The organism is Nitrospirillum pindoramense, from assembly GCF_007827955.1.
Lineage (GTDB): Bacteria > Pseudomonadota > Alphaproteobacteria > Azospirillales > Azospirillaceae > Nitrospirillum > Nitrospirillum amazonense_B.
The window spans coordinates 1-21,654 of record NZ_VITR01000024.1; the positions used below are offsets into that span (position 1 = coordinate 1).

A 21,654-nucleotide genomic window follows, 5' to 3' on the forward strand; every position below is an offset into this window, starting at 1 on the left:
GCGGAACAGCGGTGCCGTGCGGGCGATCTGCCGGGCCGCGGCGGCGCCGGACTCGGCCGCCTCCAGGGCCATCAGCGGAACCGTCGGGGACGCGGGGGGCGATGCGGGGATCATGGTGTTCCTGTGTCGTGGGGCGGGGATGACGCCGCCTTGCCCTTCACCGGCGCCAGCGCCAGCAGGTGCAACAGGCGTTCGGGCGTGCCGTCGAAGACGTCGGGCCGGGCCACCGGGTTGTCGGCGTTGAACCAGCCCGTGAAGCGGCGGGTGTTGTATTCGTACCAGGTGGGGTTGCTGAACAGCGGCACGTAGGGCGTGTTGGCCGCCACGATCATCTGCACCTTGTCCATGGCGCGGCGCTGTTCCGTGGGGTCGATGGTGGCGACGAAGGCGTCCAGGGCGCCGTCCAGATCCGGTTCGGTGAAGCGGGTGGGGGCGAAGCGTGTCTTGCCGCTGTAGCGGGAATGGAAGCCGGTGTCGAAACTGCGATAGGGCGTTTCGCCCGGGAACAGGCCGTTGATGGCCATGTCATAATCGCCGCTGATCAGCCGCTGCGCCCAGGACGCCGGGTCCACGGTGGAAACACGCACGTTGAGGCCCAGCGCGTTCAAGCTCTCCGCCACCAACTGGGTGGCATTGACCCAGTCGGTCCAGCCGGCGGGTGCCAGGATGTCGAAGGCGATGGGGCTGCCGTCGGCGTTGTCGACATAGCCGTCGCCGTTCACGTCGCGGAAGCCGCTTTCGGCCAGCAGGGCCTGGGCTCCGCCCTTGTCGAAATGGGCGTAGCGGCCATACTGGCGCTCCGCTTCCGCGTTCACCCAGTCCTGATAGGCGCGGCCGATGCCGCTGGCATACTCGTTGACCTCGGGATAGCCATAGCCCGCGATATCGACGATGGCCCGCCGGTCCACCGCCATGCTGACGGCGCGGCGGAAATTGACGTTGCGGAAGGCGGCGCGGTTGCCCCGGCTGGGGCTGGTCAGGTTGATGTCGATGGCGACGGTGCCGCCCGGCGGGAACCAATAGCGGTGATGCCGGGGATCGGCCGCGACATAGGTGCGCTCGATATCCGGCAGGAAGGCGCCGAACCAGTCCAGCCGCCCCTCCGCCGCCGCCGCCAGCAGCTGTTCGTTGGTGCTGACCTGGGGGAAGCGCAGGCAGTCGACCTTGAGGTCGGCGGCGTCCCAGTAGTCGGGGTTGCGGCACTGGACATAGACCTGGGGGGTGAAACGCGCCACCTCCGTCATCGGGCCGGTGCCCACCGGCGTGTCGTTGGTGAAGGCCACCGGGTCCGCGACCTTGGACCAGACATGGCGCGGCACGATGGGCACGCGCACGATCTCGAACACGATGCTGGTGTTCACCTTCTTCAGGGTGAACACCACGGTATGGGCGTCCACCGCCGTCACGCCGGCGACGCGGTTGGCCATGTCCAGGGTGTCCAGCGCCTTGAAGCGGCGCAGCAGGTCGAAGGTGTAGGCGACGTCGGCCGCGCTGAAGGGCTGGCCGTCCGACCACAGCACCCCGTCGCGCAGCTTGAAGGTCAGCTTCAAGAGGTCGGGCGAAAAGGCGTAGTCGGTGGCCAGGCGGTATTCCGGCCGGCCGCCGTACATGGAGTTGAAGACCACCAGCGGCTCGTAAATGAACTCGCGCACGCTGGGCAGCCGGCTGGTCTCGTTGAACGGGTTGAAGTTGCGGACCCAGCCGTTGGACATGGCGGCCACCACCGTCAGCGTCGCCGGCTCGGGCTGGCCGTCGACGGACGCGCGCGCGCCCGCTGCCGTGGTGGCGATGGCCAGGACGAGGATCACGATGGAAACGACGCGCCGGATCAAGAACATCCCCCGCTGTTGAAGGCCCCGTGACGGGCGGGTTGGGGACTCTAACCGCTATCGGCGGCATCCCACATCCCCCGGCCCAACCCCGCCGGCCCACTCCCACTGTCGCCAGCCTCGGGTGCCGAGGCCAGGGCGCAAACTCGTCACTTTCGTCATGGGCGCGGACCCGTCCGGGGTGGCGAGACCCCAGGAAATCCAAGCCGCGCCGCGCCCAGAGGACGACGGCGGCAGTCAAGGGCCGCTTTGCGGATTGACGAAATTGACGGTATGCTTGCGGTCCTGCGCCGGTAAAGCCGATTTAAAAACAGGGATCTCCGCACATTTGGATGTATTCCTGTCCGCATCAAGAAGACGGGGGGTGATCGGGGTGGTCGGGTTCAAGGGGTGGGCTATCAGGGCGCCGGCCGGCCTCGCCACGATCGCGGTGCTGCTTTGCCTGTCGCTGCTGACGGCGCTGTACGCCGTCATGGATAGGGCGGACACGGCCGTCGCCACCGCCCGCGACATGGCGGCCCACGACCTGGGCATCCTCTACGACTCCGCGCGTGACCAGAGCGCCGCCTTTTCCAGCACCAGCTTCATCGGCTACAGCGTCGGCCGCTATTACGGCTTCGCCTCCGCCTTCGCGCAGATCTCGCCCAATCCCGAGCGGGCCGCCGCCCTGCTGCGCACGGCGTTCGCGGGCGGCGACGCGCCGCAGCCGGGCGCCTCCTCGGCGCTGGCCCCCTATATGGCGGTGCATGACCGTTTCCACGCCAGCTTCGTGGACATGATCGGCGCCTCGGTCTTCGACGACCTTTACCTCATCGACCGCCTGGGGCGCGTGGTCTACAGCCTGCGCAAGGATGGCGCGTTCGGCCTGGATTTGAACGACGCCCGTGCCCGCGACACGCCCCTGGGCCAGGCGTTCCGTGAGATCATGGCCCGGTTGCAACAGGTGGACGACCCCAATCAGGTCCTGGTGGTGACGCGCCCGCAGGCCCTGGACGGCGCCACCACCCCCGATCACCCGGACGGGGTGGGGATGCTGGTGGCCCGGCCGGTGGTGCGCCACGGCGCGGTCGAGGGCGTGGTGGCCTTCCGCCTGCCCCTGGCCACGGTCGACCGGCGCCTGGGCGCGCTGGCGCGGCCCCTGGCGCGGCGCGGCATCGGTTTCGCCCTGATCGATGCCGGCGGGCGCCCGGCCGATGCGCCGGCCGCGGCCCGGGGGCTGGCGCCGTCGGGCATCTATCCGGTGCCGGGCACGCCGTGGGAATTCCAGGTGCTGGCCAGCCGCTGGGCCTTATCGGGGTGGCTGGGCTGGTGGACCTGGTGCTTGGCGCTGGCCAGCGTCACCGGCGGCGCCTGGGGCTGGCGCCAGGCGCGCCGGTCCTGCGCAGGCCTGGCGGCGGAGACCGATACGCCGCATGCCGCCCCTGCGCCCCTGGCCGCGATCATGCCGGCGTCGCCACCCGAAGCGGTGCCGTCCCAAGGAGCGCCGCCCCCGCCGGTGCCGGCCGAATCTTCGCCGCCGCCTGTCCCGGTTTCCGCCCTTGGGCCCGCCCCGGGGGGCGTGGCGGAGAGGGAGCCGGCCAACGACCTGGACGCCAACGAGGAATTCCGCCGCTGCATCGTCGATGTCATGACCCTGGCGCTGGACTTCTGGCACCACGCCAAGCGCAAGGGGAAGATCGAGCTGGCGGAGGAAAGCGGGCTGTGGCGCGTCTATATGGACCGCAGTTCCCTGCAGACGCGCACCCTGGACAAGTACCTGCTGGTCGAAACCCTGCCCCGCAATCCCCGCTGGCGCGACGTGGTGCGCACAGCGGAATTCGTGCTGCGGCACTGCCCCGACGCCGGCGCGGAGCGGGAAGGGGTGCGCGAGGCCCTGGGCCGCCTGAAACAGCACCTGCGCCATGCGGAGCGCATTTAGCACCTCAACGCTGGCGCCCCAGGGTGAAAGCCGCGGCCGGCGCAGTCAAAATCCCCGGTTTTGCCGTCATTTTCGACATTCTGCCGGAACCAGCCTTTCGCCATCCCGCCCCCCTCGGCTCTCCTCTGCCGGAACGCAAGGGCACGCCCCGCTCGCCCCCCGGCTGAGATGAGGGCGGTGTCCGGTTCAGGCGCGGGGCCGCCAGGTTGGGTCCGGCGGACCGCCAAACACAAAAGATGGGCACAGGAGGGTTTGATGGGTTTTGGGAGAACGATGCTGCGCGGTTCCGCCAGCGTGGCGGTGATGCTGGCCATGATGGCCACGGCGCACGCGGCCGACGCGCCGGCGGCGGACGACAGCCTGAACGAAATCGTGGTGACGGGCTTCCGCAAGTCCATCCAGGACAGCATCGACGTCAAGCGGGCGCAGAACGCGGTGGTCGATGTCGTCAGCGCCGAGGATATTGGCAAGCTGCCCGACAAGAACGTGGCCGATGCGCTGCAGCGCCTGCCCGGCGTCATGATCCAGTCCGCCGCGTCCGGCGAGGGCGGCTTCGATGAGGCTGACCGCGTCAGCATCCGGGGCTCCAGCCCGTCGCTGACCCAGACCACCATCAACGGCCACGGCGTCGCCACCGGCGACTGGTTCCTGCTGGACCAGTTCCAGACCGTGGGCCGTTCGGTCAGCTTCTCGCTGCTGCCGTCGGAAATCGTGTCCAAGACCCTGGTGTACAAAAGCCAGCAGGCGGACCTGGTGGAGGGCGGCGTCGCCGGCTCCATCGACATCCAGACCCGCAAGCCGCTGGAGTTCAAGGACAGCCTGACGCTGCAGGCCTCGGCGGAGGCGGCCTACGGCGACCTGTCCGGCAAGACGGCGCCGCAGTTCAACGGCCTGGCCGCCTGGAAGAACCCGGCCAACACCTTCGGCGTCGTGGCCCAGGCGTTTTATGAGGAACGCAACGTCCGCCGCGACGGCCAGGAGGTGCTGGGCTATTCGCAGTTCGCCCCCACCGACCAGGCGGTCGTCGCCCACCCCGACCTGAACGGCGTCTATTATCCCACCTTGATCGGTTCCGCCCTGTTCCAGCAAAAGCGCAAGCGCATGGGCGGGGACGTGGATGTGGAGTTCACGCCGACCGACAAGCTGACGATCGACGTCAACGGCTTCTACTCCCACATGGACGCGGACAATTCGAACCGCAACTTCATGCTGTGGGGGGCCAAGATTTTCGGCGGTACCGCCGGCGGCAACGACGGCATCGTGCCCACCAGCTACACCGTCCGCAACGGCACGCTGGTGTCGGCCACGGCGCCGCTGGCCACCAACGCCATCGTCTATGACCAGATCAGCCGCCCGGGTGCGGCGGCCGAAACCTCGTACATCGACACCGACATCAAATACCAGGCGACCGACCGGCTGAGCGTCAGCGCCAAGGCCGGCTACACCTACGGCCTGGGCGACACCCCCAGCCAGCCGGCGTACGAGGCGGTGGCCAACGCCGGCACCAGCTTCGCCCTGAACGGCCTGTCCGCCCCGGCCAGCGCCGCCTTCACCATCCCCACCGGCGCCCAGAACGGCAACTATTCCACCGGCTGGGCCTGGACCGACGTCGTCACCGCCCAGGACCAGGAATATTACGGCCAACTGGATACCCAGTACGACATCAAATCCGGCATCTGGGATTCGGTGAAGGCCGGCGTCCGCTATGCCGCGCACCAGCGCAACACCCAGTTCAAGGTCAACGGCGGCTGCTGCCTGAACGGCGGGTGGGGGGCGGCCACCCCGACGGCGTCGGGCACCTATCCCAGCGACTTCGGCGCCAACCTGGGCGGCCCCATCCTGAAGGACATCTGGACCCTGTCGGAGCCCCAGATCGCCGCCTTCTTCGCCGCCTACGGTAACGCCGATCCGGTCAGCCGCTATTACTGGCCCGGCTCCTTCAAGGTGACGGAGGACGACAGCGCCGCCTATGTCATGGCCAATGTCGGCGGGGCCGGCTGGTCGGGCAATTTCGGCGTGCGGTTCGTCGACACCAATGTCCACAGCCTGGTCTATGTCGGCGCCACCGCCACGACGCCGGGCGCCATCACCAGCTCGGCCTTCGGCCCCTATGTGCCGACGACGATCAGCCACGATTACGTGAACGTGCTGCCCAGCGCCAACCTGAAGGTCGAGGTCACCGACGACCTGATCGGCCACCTGGCGGTCGCCAAGACCATGGCGCGGCCGGATTACAGCGCGCTGGGCGGGTCGGTCAGCCTGAACGACGTGGCCTCCTCCGGCTCGGGCGGCAACCCCAACCTGAAGCCCATCGAGTCCACCAACTACGACGCGTCCATCGAGTGGTACTACGGCCCGCAGTCGCTGCTGTCGTTCGCCGTGTTCTACAACGACATGAATTCCTACGTGACCTTCGGCACGGCGCCGCAGACCTACTACTCCGACTATTACAAGGCCAACCACACCTACATCGTCACCACGCCCACCAACACCTCGGCCCGGAACCGGGGCTTCGAGCTGGCGGTGCAGCAGCCGATCTACGCTGGCTTCGGCGTGCAGGCCAACTACACCTACGCCTACGGCACCGAGGAAAACGGCAGCCCCATGATCGGCAATTCCCGTCACACCTACAACCTGACGGGCTATTACGAGAACGCGTGGATCAGCGCCCACCTGTCCTACACCTTCCGCTCCCACTTCCTGGTGGGGCTGGATCGCAGCTCGGCGGAGAACCAGGACGACTATGGAACCCTGGACGCCTCGGTCAACGTGCCGGTGGGTGATTACGTGACGTTGTCCTTCTCCGCGCTGAACATCACCGACAGCCAGCTGAAGTACTACGCCAACAACACCGACCAGCCGCGCGCCATCTACGACAACGGCCGCCAGTTCTATTTCGGCGCCCGGTTCAAGTACTGACGCGCCCTGCGGGTGTGTGGTGGCCCGGGGCTGTGTCGCACCGGGCCATCGCCAGTGCCCCGCCGGCCGCTTCCGTGACGGTCGGCGGGTTCTTTCCTGAAGGCGACGTCCTTGGACGGGCGCTTTCGGTCTCCCCAAACTGGACAGGGGCCCGGCACCGTCCGGGCCCCCTTTTCCCGGGTGGGTGCAAGATGATGGCGGCGATTTCAGGCATCGCGGCCGGGTCTATGGGATATGGCGGCGCGTCGGCGCCGGGAAAAATGAGGGTCAGGCGTGGGCGGTTCGATGGTGGGAAATGATCCCGGTAAGGGCACGGTCACCGGCGGCGTGACGCGGCTCAGCCTGCTGGCGCCGCTGGATGGGTGGGCCGCCCCGCTGGAAGAGGTGCCGGACCCCGTCTTCGCCCAGCGCATGATGGGGGACGGCTTGGCCATCGATCCCACCGGCGGCACGCTGCGCGCGCCCTGCGACGGCGTCGTCATCGCCATCCACCGCGCCCGCCATGCCGTCACCCTGCGCGCCGAGTGCGGCGTGGAAATCCTGATGCACATCGGGCTGGAAACCGTGGCCCTGGGCGGCCGTGGCTTCACGATCCACACCACCGAAGGGGCGGCCGTGCGCGCCGGCGACGCCCTGATCGAGTTCGACATGGACCTGCTGGCGCGGGAGGCCAAAAGCCTGCTGACGCCCCTGGTCATCGCCGGGGGTCCATCCGCGACCGTGGTGGAGGCCAAGACGGGTGTCGCGGTGCGCGCGGGCGCGGTGCTGCTGACCCTGTTGGTCCAGGGGAATGGGTCAGCCCCTGCCGAGGGCGCTGGGGTGGCCGGGGGGACGGCCGCCAGTGGGTCAGCGGCAGGGGCCGAGCGCTCGCTGGTGCTGCCCCTGGTGCATGGGCTGCACGCCCGCCCGGCCGCCATGCTGGCCACCGCCGCCAAGCCCTTCGCCGCCACCGTCCATCTGGTTGCCCAGGGGCGCCGCGCCAACGCCAAGAGCGCGGTGGCCGCCATGTCGATGGGCCTGCGCCACGGCGATGCTCTGACCGTGGTGGGCGAGGGGGCTGACGCTGCCGCCGCCGTGGCCGCCGTCGCCGACGCCATCGCCGCCGGCCTGGGGGAGACGCCGGTGCCGCCCCCGGCGGCGCTGCCTGTGCCGTCGCTGCCCACCGCCGCCGTGCCCCCCCCGGACGAGCCGCCCGCGCTGGAGGTCCAGCCACCCTTCGCGCCGGGGGAGACGGCGGTCATCCGCGCTGTCACCGCCGCCCCCGGGCTGGCCCTGGGCCGCGCCTTCCGCCTGGAGGATGAGGAGGTGGAGGTGCCGGCCAGCGGTCGGGGTGCGGAGGCGGAACGGACTTTGCTGGCCGCCGCGTTGAAGCGGGTGCGTGCCCGCCTGGGCGCCGCCGTCGCGCAGGCGGAGACCGCCGGCCAGGCCCAGCGCCGCGACATCTTCCGGGCGCACCTGGCCATCCTGGACGATCCCGAGCTGTTGGACGAAGCGCTGGCCGCGATCAGCGGCGGCGAGGCCGCGGGCGTCGCGTGGCGCGCCGCCACCGACCGCCGCGCCACCGCCTTGCGCGCCCTGGGCAATCCCCGCATGGCCGAGCGCGCGGCCGACCTGATCGACCTGCGCCGCCAAGTCATGCTGGCGCTGGCCGGCCGGGAGCCTCAGCCGGTGATCCTGCCCCAGGGCGCCATCCTGGTGGCGGAGGAGCTGATGCCCAGCCAGCTCAGCAACCTGGATGCCGGACGCCTGGCCGGCTTCTGCACGGCGCGCGGCGGCCCCACCAGCCATGTCGCCATCCTCGCCGCCTCCATGGGCGTGCCGGCGCTGGTGGCGGGGGGCGCCGCCGTGCTGCGCATCCCCGACGACGCGCCGCTGATCCTGGATGCCGACCGGGGCCTGCTGCATGTCCAGCCGCCGGCCGAGGATCTGGCCAGGCTGGAACGGGAGACGGGGCAGCGCCAGGCGCGGATGGAGGCCAACCTCCGGGCCGCGACCGCCGATTGCGTCATGGCCGACGGCACCCGCATCGAGGTCTACGCCAATGTCGGCAAGGTGGCCGACGCGGTGAAGGGGGTGGCCAAGGGGGCGGAGGGCTGCGGCCTCTTGCGCACCGAATTCCTGTTCCTGGACCGCCAGACGGCCCCGGACGAGGATGAGCAGGCGGCTCAATACCAGGCGGTGGCGACGGCCTTGGCCGGACGGCCGCTGATCATCCGCACCCTGGACGTGGGCGGGGACAAGCCCTTGCCCTACCTGCCCCTGCCACGGGAGGAAAACCCCATCCTGGGTCTGCGCGGGGTGCGCATCGGCCTGCGCCGCCCGGAGATCCTGCGCACCCAGTTGCGCGCCATCCTGCGCGTCCGCCCGGTGGGCCAGTGCCGCATCATGGTGCCCATGGTGGCGACCCTGGATGAGGTGCGGGCCGTGCGCGACATGCTGGACCAGGAGCGCGAGGCCCTGGGCCACGCCCCGCCGGTGCAGCTGGGCGTCATGGTGGAAACGCCGGCGGCGGCGGTGACGGCCGACCAGTTGGCGACCGAGGCCGATTTCCTGTCCATCGGCACCAATGACCTGACCCAGTATGTGCTGGCCATGGACCGGGGCAATCCCGATCTGGCCGCGCGCCTGGACGCCCTGCACCCCGCCGTGCTGCGCCTCATCCGCCAGACGGCGGAGGGGGCGGCCCGGCATGGGCGCTGGGTGGGGGTGTGCGGCGCGCTGGCGTCCGATCCCGCGGCGGCCCCCCTGCTGGTGGGCCTGGGCGTGACGGAGCTTTCGGCCACGCCGCCGGCCATCCCCGACATCAAGGCGGCGCTGCGCCCGCTGGACAAGGCGGCCTGCGCCGCCCTGGCGCGTGAGGCGCTGGCCCAGGAATCCGCCGCCGCCGTCCGCAGCCTGCTGGCCCGGGCCGGCATGGCGGCGTCTGTCATGGAAGGAGCCGCCTGATGCGCGACCGTTTCAGCCTGTTCGAGCGACTGGGCGTGCAGCAGCTGGGCCGCGCCCTGATGTTGCCCATCGCCGTCCTGCCGGTGGCCGGCCTGTTGCTGCGCCTGGGCCAGCCCGACCTGCTGGGCGTCCCGTTCATCGCGGCCGCCGGCGAGGCCATTTTCACCAACTTGGGGCTGATCTTCGCCATCGGCGTCGCCGTGGGCCTGGCGCGGGAAAACAACGGTGCCGCCGGCCTGGCCGGCGTCGTCGGTTTCCTGGTGGCCACGCAAGGGGCGCAGGCGCTGGTGCGGGTTCCGCCCGAGGTGATCGCCGGCCTGACCGGCAGCGCGCTGGAGGCGGCGTCCACCAGCTACAAGATCAAGGCGGTGGCCAAGATCGGCGTGCCGGCCGGCATCCTGTCCGGCCTGCTGTCCGGCGGACTCTATAACCGCTACAGCGACCTGAAGCTGCCGGAATTCCTGTCCTTCTTCGGCGGCCGGCGCTTCGTGCCCATCGCCGCCGGCATCGCGGGGCTGGGCCTGGCGCTGATCTTCGGCCTGGGCTGGCCCGTGCTGGAGGCTGGCCTGGACGGGCTCAGCCGCGCCGTGCTGTCCTCGGGCGAGGCGGGGCTGTTCCTGTACGGCCTGTTGAACCGGGTGCTGATCATCACTGGCCTGCACCACATCCTGAACAACGTGGCCTGGTTCATCCTGGGCGACTATCACGGCGCCACCGGCGACCTGAAGCGCTTCTTCGCCGGCGATCCCACGGCCGGCGGTTTCATGGCGGGCTATTTCCCGGTCATGATGTTCGGCCTGCCGGCCGCCTGCCTGGCCCTGTACCGCGCGGCCCGACCGGACCGGCGGGCCGCCGTGGGCGGCATGCTGCTGTCCATGGCGCTGACCGCCTTCCTCACCGGCGTGACCGAGCCCATCGAGTTCACCTTCATGTTCGCGGCGCCGGCGCTTTACGCCCTGCACGCCGTGCTGACCGGCCTGGCCATGGTGGTCATGGACCTGCTGGGGGTGAAGCTGGGCTTCACCTTCTCCGCCGGCCTGGTCGACTATATCGTCAATTTCGGCAAGGCGACGCGGCCGCTGCTGCTGCTACCGGTGGGGGCGGCCTATTTCGCCCTTTATTACACCGTCTTCGTCGTGGTCATCCGGCGCTTCGACCTGAGCATCCTGGGGCGGGAGGCGGTGCCGGTGGCGGTCGTCTCCGCCCAGGCGGTGGCGGCCGGCGGCCGGGGCGGCGGCTTCGTCGCGGCCCTGGGCGGCGCCGGCAACATCCGTACGGTGGACGCCTGCACCACCCGCCTTCGCATGGTGCTGGCCGACAATCGCGCGGTGGATGAGGCGGCGCTGACCGGCCTGGGGTCACGCGGCGTGGTACGCCCCAATGCCACGGCTCTGCAGGTGGTATTGGGTCCGGTGGCCGACCAGGTGGCGGGCGAGATCCGCCAGGCCCTGAGCCGCCCGGCAGCGGCCCAGCCCATGGCTGCCGCCGGGCCCGATGCCGGCGCCGTGCTGGCTGCCCTGGGCGGTGCCGGCAACCTTCAGGCGGTGGAGGCGCGGGCCAATCGCCTGCTGCTGGGGGTCACCGACCCGGCCCGCGTGGACGATGGCACCCTGCTGGCCCTGGGCCTGCGCGGTGTCGCCCGGCCGGCGGCCGGCCGCCTTCACCTGCTGCTGGGCGGGCCCGCCGCGCCGCTGGGCGACGCCCTGACCCTCGCCCGTGCCGGCGGCTAATTACCGTCGTCCCCCGTCCCCACGGTTCCGCTTTTTCCAAGGGTGCCTTCCCATGCGTCTGTCGACCTTGCTTGTCTGCGGTGTGGCCGTGCTGGCCGCCGGCCTCGCCCAGGCCCAATCGGTTCCCGCCCCCGCTCCCGGGATGCCGTCGCCGGCCCTGATGCCCCTGCCGGCGTCGATGACGGCGGGGCAGGGCCGGTTGGCGGTGGATGGCGGGTTCACCGTGGCGCTGGCGGGGCCGGCGGACCCGCACCTGGAGGCCGCGGCCCGCACGCTGATCCAGCGCCTGTCAGCCAAGACCGGGCAGTTCCTGGCCGGCGCGCCGGTGATGACGGGAAGCGCGCCAGGGAAGGGGGCCACCCTGACCCTGATGGTGACGGGCGTCAGCGCTGATATCCCGGCGCCTAAGGAGGATGAGTCCTACACCCTGACGGTGACGCCCGGCGGCGCCAGCATCACGGCCGCCACATCCATCGGTATCAACCGGGGTGTCGCCACCTTCGCCCAACTGGTGGCCAACGGCCCGCAGGGATGGGCGGTGCCGGCGGTGACCATCCATGACCAGCCGCGCTTCCCCTGGCGCGGCCTGCTGCTGGACGTGTCGCGCCACTTCATGCCCATCGCCACGGTGGAGCGCACCATCGACCTGATGCAGGCGGTGAAACTGAACGTCCTGCACTGGCATCTCAGCGACAACCAGGGCTTCCGCGTGGAAAGCAAGGTCTTCCCCAGGCTGCACCAGTTGGGGTCGGACGGCGATTTCTACACCCAGGATCAGGTGCGCCAGGTCATCCGCTACGCCGCCGACCGCGGCATCCGCGTGGTGCCCGAATTCGACATGCCGGGCCACACCACCGCCTGGCTGGTGGGCTATCCGGACCTGGCCAGCGCGCCTGGCCCCTATGCCATCGAGCGCCACTGGGGCGTGTTCGACCCGGCGCTGGACCCGACGCGCGACAGCACATACCAATTCCTGGATCGTCTCGTTGGCGAAATGACCGCGCTGTTCCCTGACCCGTATTTCCACATCGGCGGGGATGAGGTGAACGGCGAACAGTGGAAGGCCAGCCCCGCCGTCCAGGCCTATATGAAGGCCCATGGCCTGAAGGACACCGCCGCCTTGCAGGCCCTGTTCACCACCCGGGTCCAGGCCATCGTCGCGGCCCATGGCAAGCATGCCATCGGCTGGGATGAGATCATGGACGGCGACATGCCCAAGGATGTGGTGGTGCAATCCTGGCGGGATGCGGAGTCTTTGAAGAAGGCGGCCCTGGCTGGCCACGCCGGCATCCTGTCCGCCCCCTATTACCTGGACCTGAACTGGCCGGCGGGCCGCCACTACGCCGCCGATCCCCTGCCGGAGAACCTGCCGGCGGGCCTGGAAAGCCTGATCCTGGGGGGCGAGGCCTGCGCGTGGAGCGAGCGGCTGTCGCCGGAGAACCTGGACGTCCGCCTGTGGCCCCGCGCCGCCGTGGTGGCGGAAAAGCTGTGGTCGCCGCGGGACATGACCCGGGATGTGTCCGCGATGTACGCGCGCCTGGAAACGGTGGCCCAGGATCTGGTGTCGGCCGGCTCTCGGCATGAGGCGGCGCGGACCCTCCTGCTGACCCGCGTGGCCGGCCCCGCCGGGCTGGAGGCCCTGCTGCCCTTGGCCCAGACGGTGCAGCCGCTGCAGGATTACCGGCGCTCGGCCCGCCGGCCGGACGCGGTGCAGTCCACGCCGCTGAACCGCCTGGTGGATGCGGTGCCGGCGGAAAGTGCCGAGGCCCGCGCCTTCAGCCTGGCGGTGGACCGCTTCCTGGCGAACCCGAAGGATGTCGAGGCGCGGGCCGCGGTGTTGCGGCCCCTGATGGCCTGGCAGCAGGGCAATGCCCTGTTGGCCCCCCACGTCGCCGCCACGCCGCTGCTGGCCGAACTGGCGGGGCCGTCGGCCAAGCTGGCGGCGCTGGCCGATGCCGGTATCGCGGCGGCGGAGGCGCTGCACACCGGCAAGCCGATGTTCGACCGCGCCGGCGGAGAAAAGGCGGTGGCGGATGCGGCGGATGCCGGGGCGGAGCTGGACTTCGCCATCCTGCCGACGGTGACCCGGCTGGTGAAGGCGGCGCCTTAACGGTCCACCCCGGGAATGCCGGCCACGGCATCCACCAGGAAATGTGCCATGCAGCACCGGCCCGACCTGGGGCCCGCCCTGCCGCGCGTCCCGGCCGGCTTGGGCGCCGGCCCCTGGTCCTCCCGCGTTCCTTAAGCCCGCGTCCATCAGGCCCAGCACATCAAGATATTTCAAGGTGTTGCATTTCCGGATCGCCTGGGATGGGGCATAGTGATGCCCTGCGGCGTCCGGATCGGCAGGACGGGCGCCGGCCATAACGATATCGGGAGGAAGCGGATGAGCGGAACTCTGACGCGGCGCGGTTCCTTGCTGCGCGGTGCGATGGTGGGGGGCGCTTTGCTGGGGGCGGCGGCGTTCAGCCTGCTGGCACCGGGCCCGGCCCGGGCGGCACCGGAGGCGGACGCGGCAAAGCCGGTGCGCATCGGCATCCTGAACGACCAGTCCGGCATCTACGCCGACTTCGGTGGCCGGGGCTCGGTCGTGGCGGCGCAGATGGCAATCGATGATTTCGGCGGCAGTGTCCTGGGGCGCAGGATCGTGCTGCTCAGCGCCGACCACCAGAACAAGCCGGACACCGGTGTCGCCATCGCCCGTCAATGGTTCGACGCCGACGCGGTGGATATGATCGGCGAACTCACCACCTCCTCCGTGGCCCTGGCGGTGCAGGACTTGGCCAAGCAGCGGGGCAAGATCGACATCGTGGTGGGGGCGGCCACCTCCAAGCTGACCAATGAGGCCTGTTCGCCCACCGGCTTCCACTGGGCGTACGACACCTATGCGCTGGCGCGCGGCATCGGCGGGGCGCTGGTGGAATCGGGCGGCAAGTCCTGGTTCTTCATCACCGCCGATTACGCCTTCGGCCACCAGCTGGAAAAGGACACGACCGACTTCGTGACGGCAAAGGGCGGCACGGTGGTGGGGGCGGTCAACGCCCCCTTCAACAACCGCGACTTCTCTTCCTTCCTGTCGCAGGCGCAGGCGTCCAAGGCCCAGGTCATCGGCCTGGCCAACGCCGGCACCGACACCACCAACGCCATCAAGCAGGCGGCGGAGCTTGGCATCACCAAGGGCGGGCAGCGTCTGGCCGGCCTGCTATTCACCCTCAGCGACGTGCATGCCCTGGGCCTGAAGACGGCGCAGGGCCTGGTGCTGACCGAGGCCTTCTACTGGGACCGCGACGACGCCAGCCGGCAGTGGGCCGAGCGCTATTTCCAGAAGGTTAAGCGCATGCCCAACATGGTGCAGGCCGGCACCTATTCCGCCGTGCTGCATTACCTGAAGGCGGTGAAGGCGGCGGGGACGACCGAGGCCAAGGCGGTGGCCGCCAAGATGCGCGAGCTGCCGGTGGATGACATGTTCGCCAAGGGCACGGTGCGCCAGGACGGCACCATGGTGCATGACATGTACCTGTTCGAGGTGAAGAAGCCGGAGGAGAGCAAGAAGCCCTGGGACTATTACAAGTTGCTGCGCACCATCCCGGGGGAGGAGGCCTACCAGTCCCAGGACAAGGGCAGCTGCCCGCTGACCAAGGCCCCCCGCTAAGGCCTGTTGATCGCCGGTGACGCCCACCCGATCCGTTGGGGGGCTTTTGAAGCCCCTTTCGCCGCATTGCCGCCCCGCCCGTCCCAACGGTAGAAGGTCCGCCGGGGCTGCCCTATCTTGGGTAGGGATTTCAGGGCCATGCGTTCACAGCAGGATGGCGGGGCGGGGATGACTCAGGCGGAACCGGTGGTGAAGGACGAGGGCGGGCCCGATAGCCTGCAGGATCACAGCCCGCAGGAGCATGGCCACGGCCATGTGCATGGCAGCCGGGCTGCCCTGATGCTGGGCGCGTTGGGCGTCGTCTTCGGCGATATCGGCACCTCTCCCCTCTATGCCATGCAGACGGCCCTGGGCGCCGTCACCCATCATGGCCGGCTGCCCAGCGAGGGCGACGTGCTGGGGGTGGTCAGCCTGATCATCTGGGCGCTGATCCTGATCGTGGCGGTCAAGTATGTCGCCCTGGTGCTGCGTGCCGACAATGATGGCGAGGGCGGCATCCTCTCGCTCCTGTCCCTGGTGCATCCGCCCAACGCCCGGGAAATGGTGCCCATGGTGGTGTTCCTGGGCATCTGCGGCGCCGCCCTGCTGTTCGGCGACGGCGCCATCACGCCCGCCATTTCCGTCCTGTCGGCCATGGAGGGCCTGGTGGTGGCGGATAGCCACCTGGGCGCTTTCGTCCTGCCCCTGACCATTGCCGTCCTGGTGGCGCTGTTCGCCATCCAGCACCGGGGCACCGGCGCCATCGGCCGCCTGTTCGGCCCCATCATGGCGCTGTGGTTCGCCATGCTGGCCGCCGTCGGCCTGTTCCATGTCGTCCAGCGTCCGGACATCCTGATGGCCTTCAACCCGCTGTCGGCGGAGCATCTGCTGGTGCATGCCCCCGGCGTGGCTTTCGCCGTGTTCGGCGCCGTCTTCCTGGCGCTGACGGGGGCGGAGGCGCTGTACGCCGACATGGGCCATTTCGGCGCCGGCGCCATCCGCCGCGCCTGGTTCGTGGTCGTCTTCCCGGCGCTGATCCTGAACTATCTGGGCCAGGGCGCCCTGCTGCTGGACCGGCCCGAGGCGGTGGACAACCCCTTCTATCGCCTGGCGCCGGACTGGGCGCTGGTGCCCCTGGTCATCCTGGCCACGATGGCCACGGTCATCGCCAGCCAGGCGCTGATCTCCGGCGTGTTTTCCATGACGCGCCAGGCCATCACCCTGCGCCTGCTGCCGCGCATGTCCATCTCCCCCACCTCGCGCAAGTCCTACGGCCAGATCTATGTGGGCGTGGTCAACTGGCTGCTGATGCTGGCGACGCTGATGATCGTGCTGGGCTTCCGCCATTCCGAGGCGCTGGCGGCGGCCTACGGCATCGCCGTGTCGGCCACCATGCTGATCACCACCATCCTGCTGCGCCGGGTGATGCGGGAGCTTTGGGACTGGCCGGCCATTCCCACCAACCTGATGATGGGCTTCTTCGCCGCCGTCGATCTCGCCTTCCTGGTGGCCAACAGCACCAAGCTGCTGGAGGGCGGCTGGCTGCCGCTCGCCATCGGCGGCTTCATCGCCTTCCTGATGGTGGCCTGGCGCAAGGGCAGCGCCATCGTGCAGATCAAGTTGAGTGAGGGCGGCACCAGCTTCACGGAGTTCATGGAGCGGGTGGAGGAAACGGTGGTCCACCGCCTGCCGGGCACGGCGGTGTTCGTGACCCGCACGGCCGACCGCGTGTCGCCTATGCTGGTCCACCACGTCACCCATAACCGAGTGCTGCACGAGCACGTCATCCTGCTGACCCTGGTGCCGACCAAGCGGCCGCGCGTGCCGGCGGCTGAGCGCCTGGCGGTGGAGCAGCTGGGCAACGGCTTCTGGCGGGTCACGGTGCGCATCGGCTTCATGCAGAAGCCGGACGTGCCCACGGTCATGCGCGGGCTGGCCCGCCTGGGCCTGGCCTTCTGCCGGGAGGAGGTGACCTATTACATCTCCCACGAGCGCCTGATCCGGGCGGAGCGGAACCCGGCGCTGTCCGGCCCGGTCTGGACCGCCTATCACCTGATGCAGCGCCTGGGCCTGCGGGCGTCGGATTACTTCCACCTGCCGCCCGATCAGGTGATGGAGGTTGGGTTCAGGCTGGAGGTTTAGGGTTGTTGAAGGTTCCCTCAGTCGCCGGGCGCCAGCATCCGCTGGCTTGGCTCATCCTCGATTTCCAGTCCGCCTTCGGCTCCCCGTAAATCTCCGGGGGACGCGGTCGCGTCGTAGCGGCCTGAGGGCTCATGCCGCGCAGATCTGGCGCACGCAGGCGCGCAGCCAGCGGTGGGCGGGGTCGGCATCCAGGCGGGGGTGCCACAGCAGCGACACGGTGATCTCCGGCACCTCGACCGGCAGGGCGAAGGTGAACAGGCCCTCACGCAGGGTCAGGGTGTGCCGTTCCGGCACGGTGGCCACCAGGTCGGTGGCGCGTGCCAGGGTCAAGGCCGCGGAGAAGTCGCCGACGATGACGGCGACGTCGCGCGTCAGGCCCAGCGGTTCCAGCGCCGCGTCCACCGGGGCCTGGCGACGGTCCGCATCATGCTCCCGGCGGGCCACGGCGATATGCCGGGCGGCGGCGAAGCGTGCCGGGGTGATGGCGCCTTGACTTAAAGGGTGCCCTGCCCGCGCCACGCCGACGAAGCGGTCGCGGAACAGGGCCTGGGCGCGAATCTCCGGCCCCATGCTGTCACCCACCACCCCGGTTTCCAGGTCGACGGCGCCATCGCGCAGCGGCGTGCTGCCCTTGTCCGGCTTGGGGGCGAAGCGCAAACGCACGCCCGGCGCCTCCCGCGCCAGCCGGGTGACGAGGGCGACGCCGAAGCTTTCCACGAAACCCTCGCGCGTGCGCAGGGTGAAGGTGCGGGTGAGGCGCGCCAGGTCCAGCCCCTCCGCCGGGCGCAGCACGGCCTCCGCCTCCCGCACCAGGGGGGCCACCCGTTCGCGCAACTCCAGCGCGCGGGGGGTGGGCACCAGGCCCCGACCGGCCCGCACCAGCAGCGGATCGCCCGTCACCTCCCGCAGGCGGCCCAGCGCCCGGCTCATGGCGGAGGGGCTGAGCCGCAGGCGGCGCGCGGCCTTGGCCACGCTGCCCTCGCTCAGCAGCACGTCCAGGGTGATCAGCAGATTCAGGTCGGGCAGGGTGGCCATGGTCGATCCTAGCATGCGATGCGGCCCAATATGGCGCGTCGTATGCACGAATATGCTGCAGACCGTGCGCGTTCCGCCATATCACGGCGCCGGCTACCGTCCGCCTGAACCGATGAGCGGAGGGTGACATGACCTCGATACCTGTGGATCAACGACTGACGGTGGCGGCGATGGGGACGCGGTGGGCGCTGCCGGCGCTGTCCTTGTGCGTGCTGCTGTCCTCCCTGGGCACCAGCGTCGCCAATGTGGCCCTGCCCACCTTGGCCTCGGCCTTGGCGGCGCCCTTCCAGCAGGTGCAATGGGTGGTGCTGGCCTATCTGCTGGCCATGACCACCCTGATCGTCAGCGTCGGGCGACTGGGTGATCTGGTCGGGCGCCGTCGAACGCTGCTGGCGGGCCTGGCCTTGTTCACCGGCGCCTCGGCGCTGTGCGGCCTGGCGCCTGGGCTGGGCGTCCTGGTCGCCGCGCGGGCGGCGCAGGGGCTGGGCGCCTCGGCCATGATGGTCCTGGCCCTGGCCTTCGTGAGCGGATCGGTGCCCGGGGACCGCGTCGGCCGCGCCATGGGTTTGATGGGCACCATGTCGGCCGTGGGCACGGCGTTGGGGCCTTCCCTTGGCGGGGTGCTGATTGCCGTCCTGGGCTGGAGGGCGATCTTCCTTGTCAATCTGCCGCTGGGCGGTCTGGCCCTGTTCCTGGCGTGGCGCGCACTGCCGGTGGACAGCGGCGGTGGCGAGGGCGGGTGGTCCGGCTTTGATGGCGCCGGCACGGTGTTGCTGGGGGGGACGTTGGCGCTGTACGCCCTGGCCATGACCCTGGGGCGGGGGCAGTGGGGGCCCTTGAACCTGGCGCTGCTGGCGGGGACGGTCGTGGGGGCCGGGCTGTTCGCGGTGGTGGAGGCGCGGGTGCGGTCGCCGCTGGTGCGTTTGCGCCTGTTGCGCGATCCGGCGGTGGGGCCGGGCCTGGCGGGCAGTGCTGCCGTGGCGACGGTGATGGCGACCACCTTTGTCGTGGGCCCCTTCTACCTGGCCCGGGCCCTGGGCTTGAGCCCGGCCGGCGTGGGGCTGGTGATGTCCGCCGGACCGTTGATGTCGGCCCTGGCCGGGGTGCCGGCCGGCCGCCTGGTCGACCGCTTTGGGGCGGTGCGCATCAGCATCATCGGCCTGGGCGCCATGGTGGCCGGCACCGTGTTGATGGCATCGGCGGGGTTGGTTCTGGAGGGGGCTGTCCTGGGCGTTGCCGGCTATGTCGGGCCCATCGCCGTGTTGACCGTCGGCTACGCCCTGTTCCAGGCGGCCAACAACACCGCCGTGATGTCTGGCGTTCCGGCGGACCGGCGGGGTGTCGTCTCCGGCATCCTGAACCTGTCGCGCAACCTGGGTCTGATCACCGGCGCCTCCGCCATGGGAGCGGTCTTCACCCTGGCCGCCGGCGTGCCGGACATCACCGCCGCCCCGGCGGCCGCGGTCGCCAGTGGCATGTACATCACCTTCCTGGTGGCTGGTGGCCTGGTCACCCTGGCCCTGCTGCTGATGGGCGTCAGCGGCGGCCGAATGCGGAAGGAAGAAGGGGCGTCTGGGCGCGGTTCCTGATTCCCGGCCGGGCGGCGCGTTCGTCATCCGCGCCGTCCGGGCCCGGCCATGGACTTCGCGCGCGGCATGTTCCAACGGCGCAGGAAAACCCTACCCCCCGTGCAGAAGCCGATTAGGGAATTACAGGCTTAAGTCGTTTTAATTAAATGAATAGAAATGCCGCCGTTCGGCAGGGCGACTCGTCACGGAACGGGGCGATCAGAGACGGATTTTCTCGATAATTATCGGGCATAACGTTTCCGATTGTGTTGATCGGCTCGATATTCCGATGATTTGACGGGGATGTAATTCAGAGTATTGGTTTCCGGAGGTTGTTTTGTTCACTGGACTCTCCCAGAGGTCCCGAAAGATGGCCTCTACTTTGAAGGCCCTGGACCGCTCGCAGGCGGTGATTGAGTTTTCCCTGGATGGCAGGGTGCTGACCGCCAACAGGAACTTCCTCGCGGCCATGGGTTACACCCTGGCGGAAATCCAGGGCCATCCGCACAGCCTGTTCGTGGACGAGGCGGAACGGAACAGCGCCGCCTACAAGGCGTTCTGGGACGCGCTGCGGCGCGGGGAATACCAAGCGGCGCAGGTCAAGCGCGTCGGCAAGGGCGGGCGCACGGTGTGGTTCGAAGCCAGCTATAATCCCGTCCTCGACGGGGCCGGCCGGCCGGTGACGGTGGTGGCGTACGCCACCGACATCACGGCGCAGAAGTTGGAATACGTGGACATGCGGGGTCAGATGGCGGCCATCCGCAAGTCGCAAGCGGTGATCGAGTTCGCCCTGGATGGCACGGTGCTGACCGCCAACGACCTGTTCCTGAACACCCTGGGCTATACCCTGGACGAGGTGCGGGGTCAGCCGCACGCCACGTTCGTGGAACCGGCCGAGCGTGACAGCGCCGAATACCGAACCTTCTGGGACACGCTGCGGCGTGGGGAATACCGGGCGGCGCAGTTCAAGCGCATCGGCAAGGGCGGGCGCGTGGTGTGGATCGAGGCGTCCTACAACCCCATTTTCGATTTGAACGGCCAGCCGTTCAAGGTGGTGAAGTACGCGACCGACATCACCCGCCAGATTCAGATGCTGGCGGACCTCAAGCAGTTGATCGACAAGAACTTCGGCGAGGTCGACCAGGCCATGGCGCGCGCCACCGGCCAATCGGGCGAGGCCCTGCACGCGGCCGAGGATACCTCGGGTGCCGTGCAGATGATGGCGTCCAGCGTGGAAGAGCTGGCGGCCTCCATCCGCGAAATCTCGCAAAGCATGGCGCAGTCGCGGGCGGCGGCGGAAAGCGCCGCCCAACTGGCGGACATGGCCGACGCCTCGACCCAGCAATTGGCCGGGGTCGCCCGCTCCATGGAAAGCGTGGTGGAGGTCATCCGCGGCATCGCGGGGCAGATCAACCTGCTGGCGCTGAACGCCACCATCGAGGCGGCGCGGGCGGGCGAGGCGGGCAAGGGCTTCGCCGTCGTGGCGACGGAGGTGAAGAACCTGGCCATGCAGTCCGCCAACGCGACCCAGCAAATCTCCAACGAGATCGAGGGGATGCAGGCCGTCTCGGGTGAGGTGGTGGGGGCGCTGTCCACCATCCGACAATCCATCGGCACGGTGCGGGAATATGTGACCAGCACCGCCAGTGCGGTGGAGGAGCAGAGTGCCGTGACCCGCGACATGTCCTCCAACATGCAAGGCACAGCCGTGGCGGTGGAAACCGTGACTGCCAACCTTGGCGCCATCGCCGCCGCCATCGGCCAAGTCGGCCAGGCGGTCGCCACCACCAAGCAGGCCGCGCACATCCTGGCACGATAGCCGCCGGGCCCGTCCATACTGGGCGCGGCGTGAGGGATAGGGGCCCCACGCCGCCGCCATTCTTTTCTTGATATGTTATGTTATAACGTTACAGTCACGGGCTTTCCTCATTGAGCG

The 21,654-nt window shown here is 69.6% G+C and carries 11 protein-coding genes; 9 read left to right on the top strand and 2 right to left on the bottom strand.

All coding sequences use genetic code 11. The annotated features are described in order from the left end of the window. Window positions 1-110 precede the first annotated feature (110 nt). Window positions 111-1,832 carry an ABC transporter substrate-binding protein gene (locus FBZ90_RS26055; RefSeq protein ID WP_246130886.1) on the bottom strand — a complete coding sequence of 574 codons (1,722 nt, stop codon included), beginning with the start codon at window positions 1,830-1,832 and terminating at the stop codon, window positions 111-113. Between the two features lie 361 nt (window positions 1,833-2,193). Here FBZ90_RS26055 and FBZ90_RS28735 point away from each other — a divergent pair, with 361 nt between their 5' ends. The 7 genes from FBZ90_RS28735 (at window position 2,194) to FBZ90_RS26090 (ending at window position 17,115) form a co-directional block, all read left to right on the top strand. Continuing rightward, a complete protein-coding gene (locus FBZ90_RS28735) occupies window positions 2,194-3,747 on the top strand; it encodes a hypothetical protein (RefSeq protein WP_145736347.1) in 1,554 nt (517 codons plus the stop codon). 273 nt (window positions 3,748-4,020) lie between these two features. Then, window positions 4,021-6,666 carry a TonB-dependent receptor gene (locus FBZ90_RS26065; RefSeq protein ID WP_211102336.1) on the top strand — a complete coding sequence of 882 codons (2,646 nt, stop codon included), beginning with the start codon at window positions 4,021-4,023 and terminating at the stop codon, window positions 6,664-6,666. Between the two features lie 285 nt (window positions 6,667-6,951). Beyond that, on the top strand, window positions 6,952-9,612 hold the full coding sequence (ptsP, locus tag FBZ90_RS26070) for a phosphoenolpyruvate--protein phosphotransferase (RefSeq protein ID WP_145736349.1): 2,661 nt from the start codon (window positions 6,952-6,954) through the stop codon (window positions 9,610-9,612). Continuing rightward, window positions 9,612-11,342 carry an N-acetylglucosamine-specific PTS transporter subunit IIBC gene (gene nagE / locus FBZ90_RS26075; protein WP_145736351.1) on the top strand — a complete coding sequence of 577 codons (1,731 nt, stop codon included), beginning with the start codon at window positions 9,612-9,614 and terminating at the stop codon, window positions 11,340-11,342. The genes ptsP and nagE overlap by 1 nt, the downstream gene beginning before the upstream one ends. A 52-nt stretch (window positions 11,343-11,394) precedes the next feature. Then, entirely contained in the window at window positions 11,395-13,452 is a 2,058-nt protein-coding gene (locus FBZ90_RS26080; RefSeq protein WP_145736353.1) for a beta-N-acetylhexosaminidase, read from the top strand. A gap of 276 nt (window positions 13,453-13,728) precedes the next feature. Beyond that, on the top strand, window positions 13,729-14,994 hold the full coding sequence (locus FBZ90_RS26085) for an ABC transporter substrate-binding protein (RefSeq protein WP_246130887.1): 1,266 nt from the start codon (window positions 13,729-13,731) through the stop codon (window positions 14,992-14,994). 138 nt (window positions 14,995-15,132) lie between these two features. After that, on the top strand, window positions 15,133-17,115 hold the full coding sequence (locus tag FBZ90_RS26090; protein ID WP_211102338.1) for a potassium transporter Kup: 1,983 nt from the start codon (window positions 15,133-15,135) through the stop codon (window positions 17,113-17,115). 129 nt (window positions 17,116-17,244) lie between these two features. On the opposite strand, the gene FBZ90_RS26095 is transcribed toward FBZ90_RS26090, so the two are convergent. Next, entirely contained in the window at window positions 17,245-18,150 is a 906-nt protein-coding gene (locus FBZ90_RS26095) for a LysR family transcriptional regulator (RefSeq protein WP_145736355.1), read from the bottom strand. 128 nt (window positions 18,151-18,278) lie between these two features. Here FBZ90_RS26095 and FBZ90_RS26100 point away from each other — a divergent pair, with 128 nt between their 5' ends. Further along, complete coding sequence (locus FBZ90_RS26100) at window positions 18,279-19,739, top strand: MFS transporter (protein WP_145736358.1); 1,461 nt, start codon at window positions 18,279-18,281, stop codon at window positions 19,737-19,739. Window positions 19,740-20,088: 349 nt separating this feature from the next. Next, window positions 20,089-21,537: a methyl-accepting chemotaxis protein gene (locus tag FBZ90_RS26105; RefSeq protein WP_145736362.1), complete on the top strand. Its 1,449-nt coding sequence runs from the start codon at window positions 20,089-20,091 to the stop codon at window positions 21,535-21,537. The last annotated feature ends 117 nt before the right edge of the window (window positions 21,538-21,654 follow it).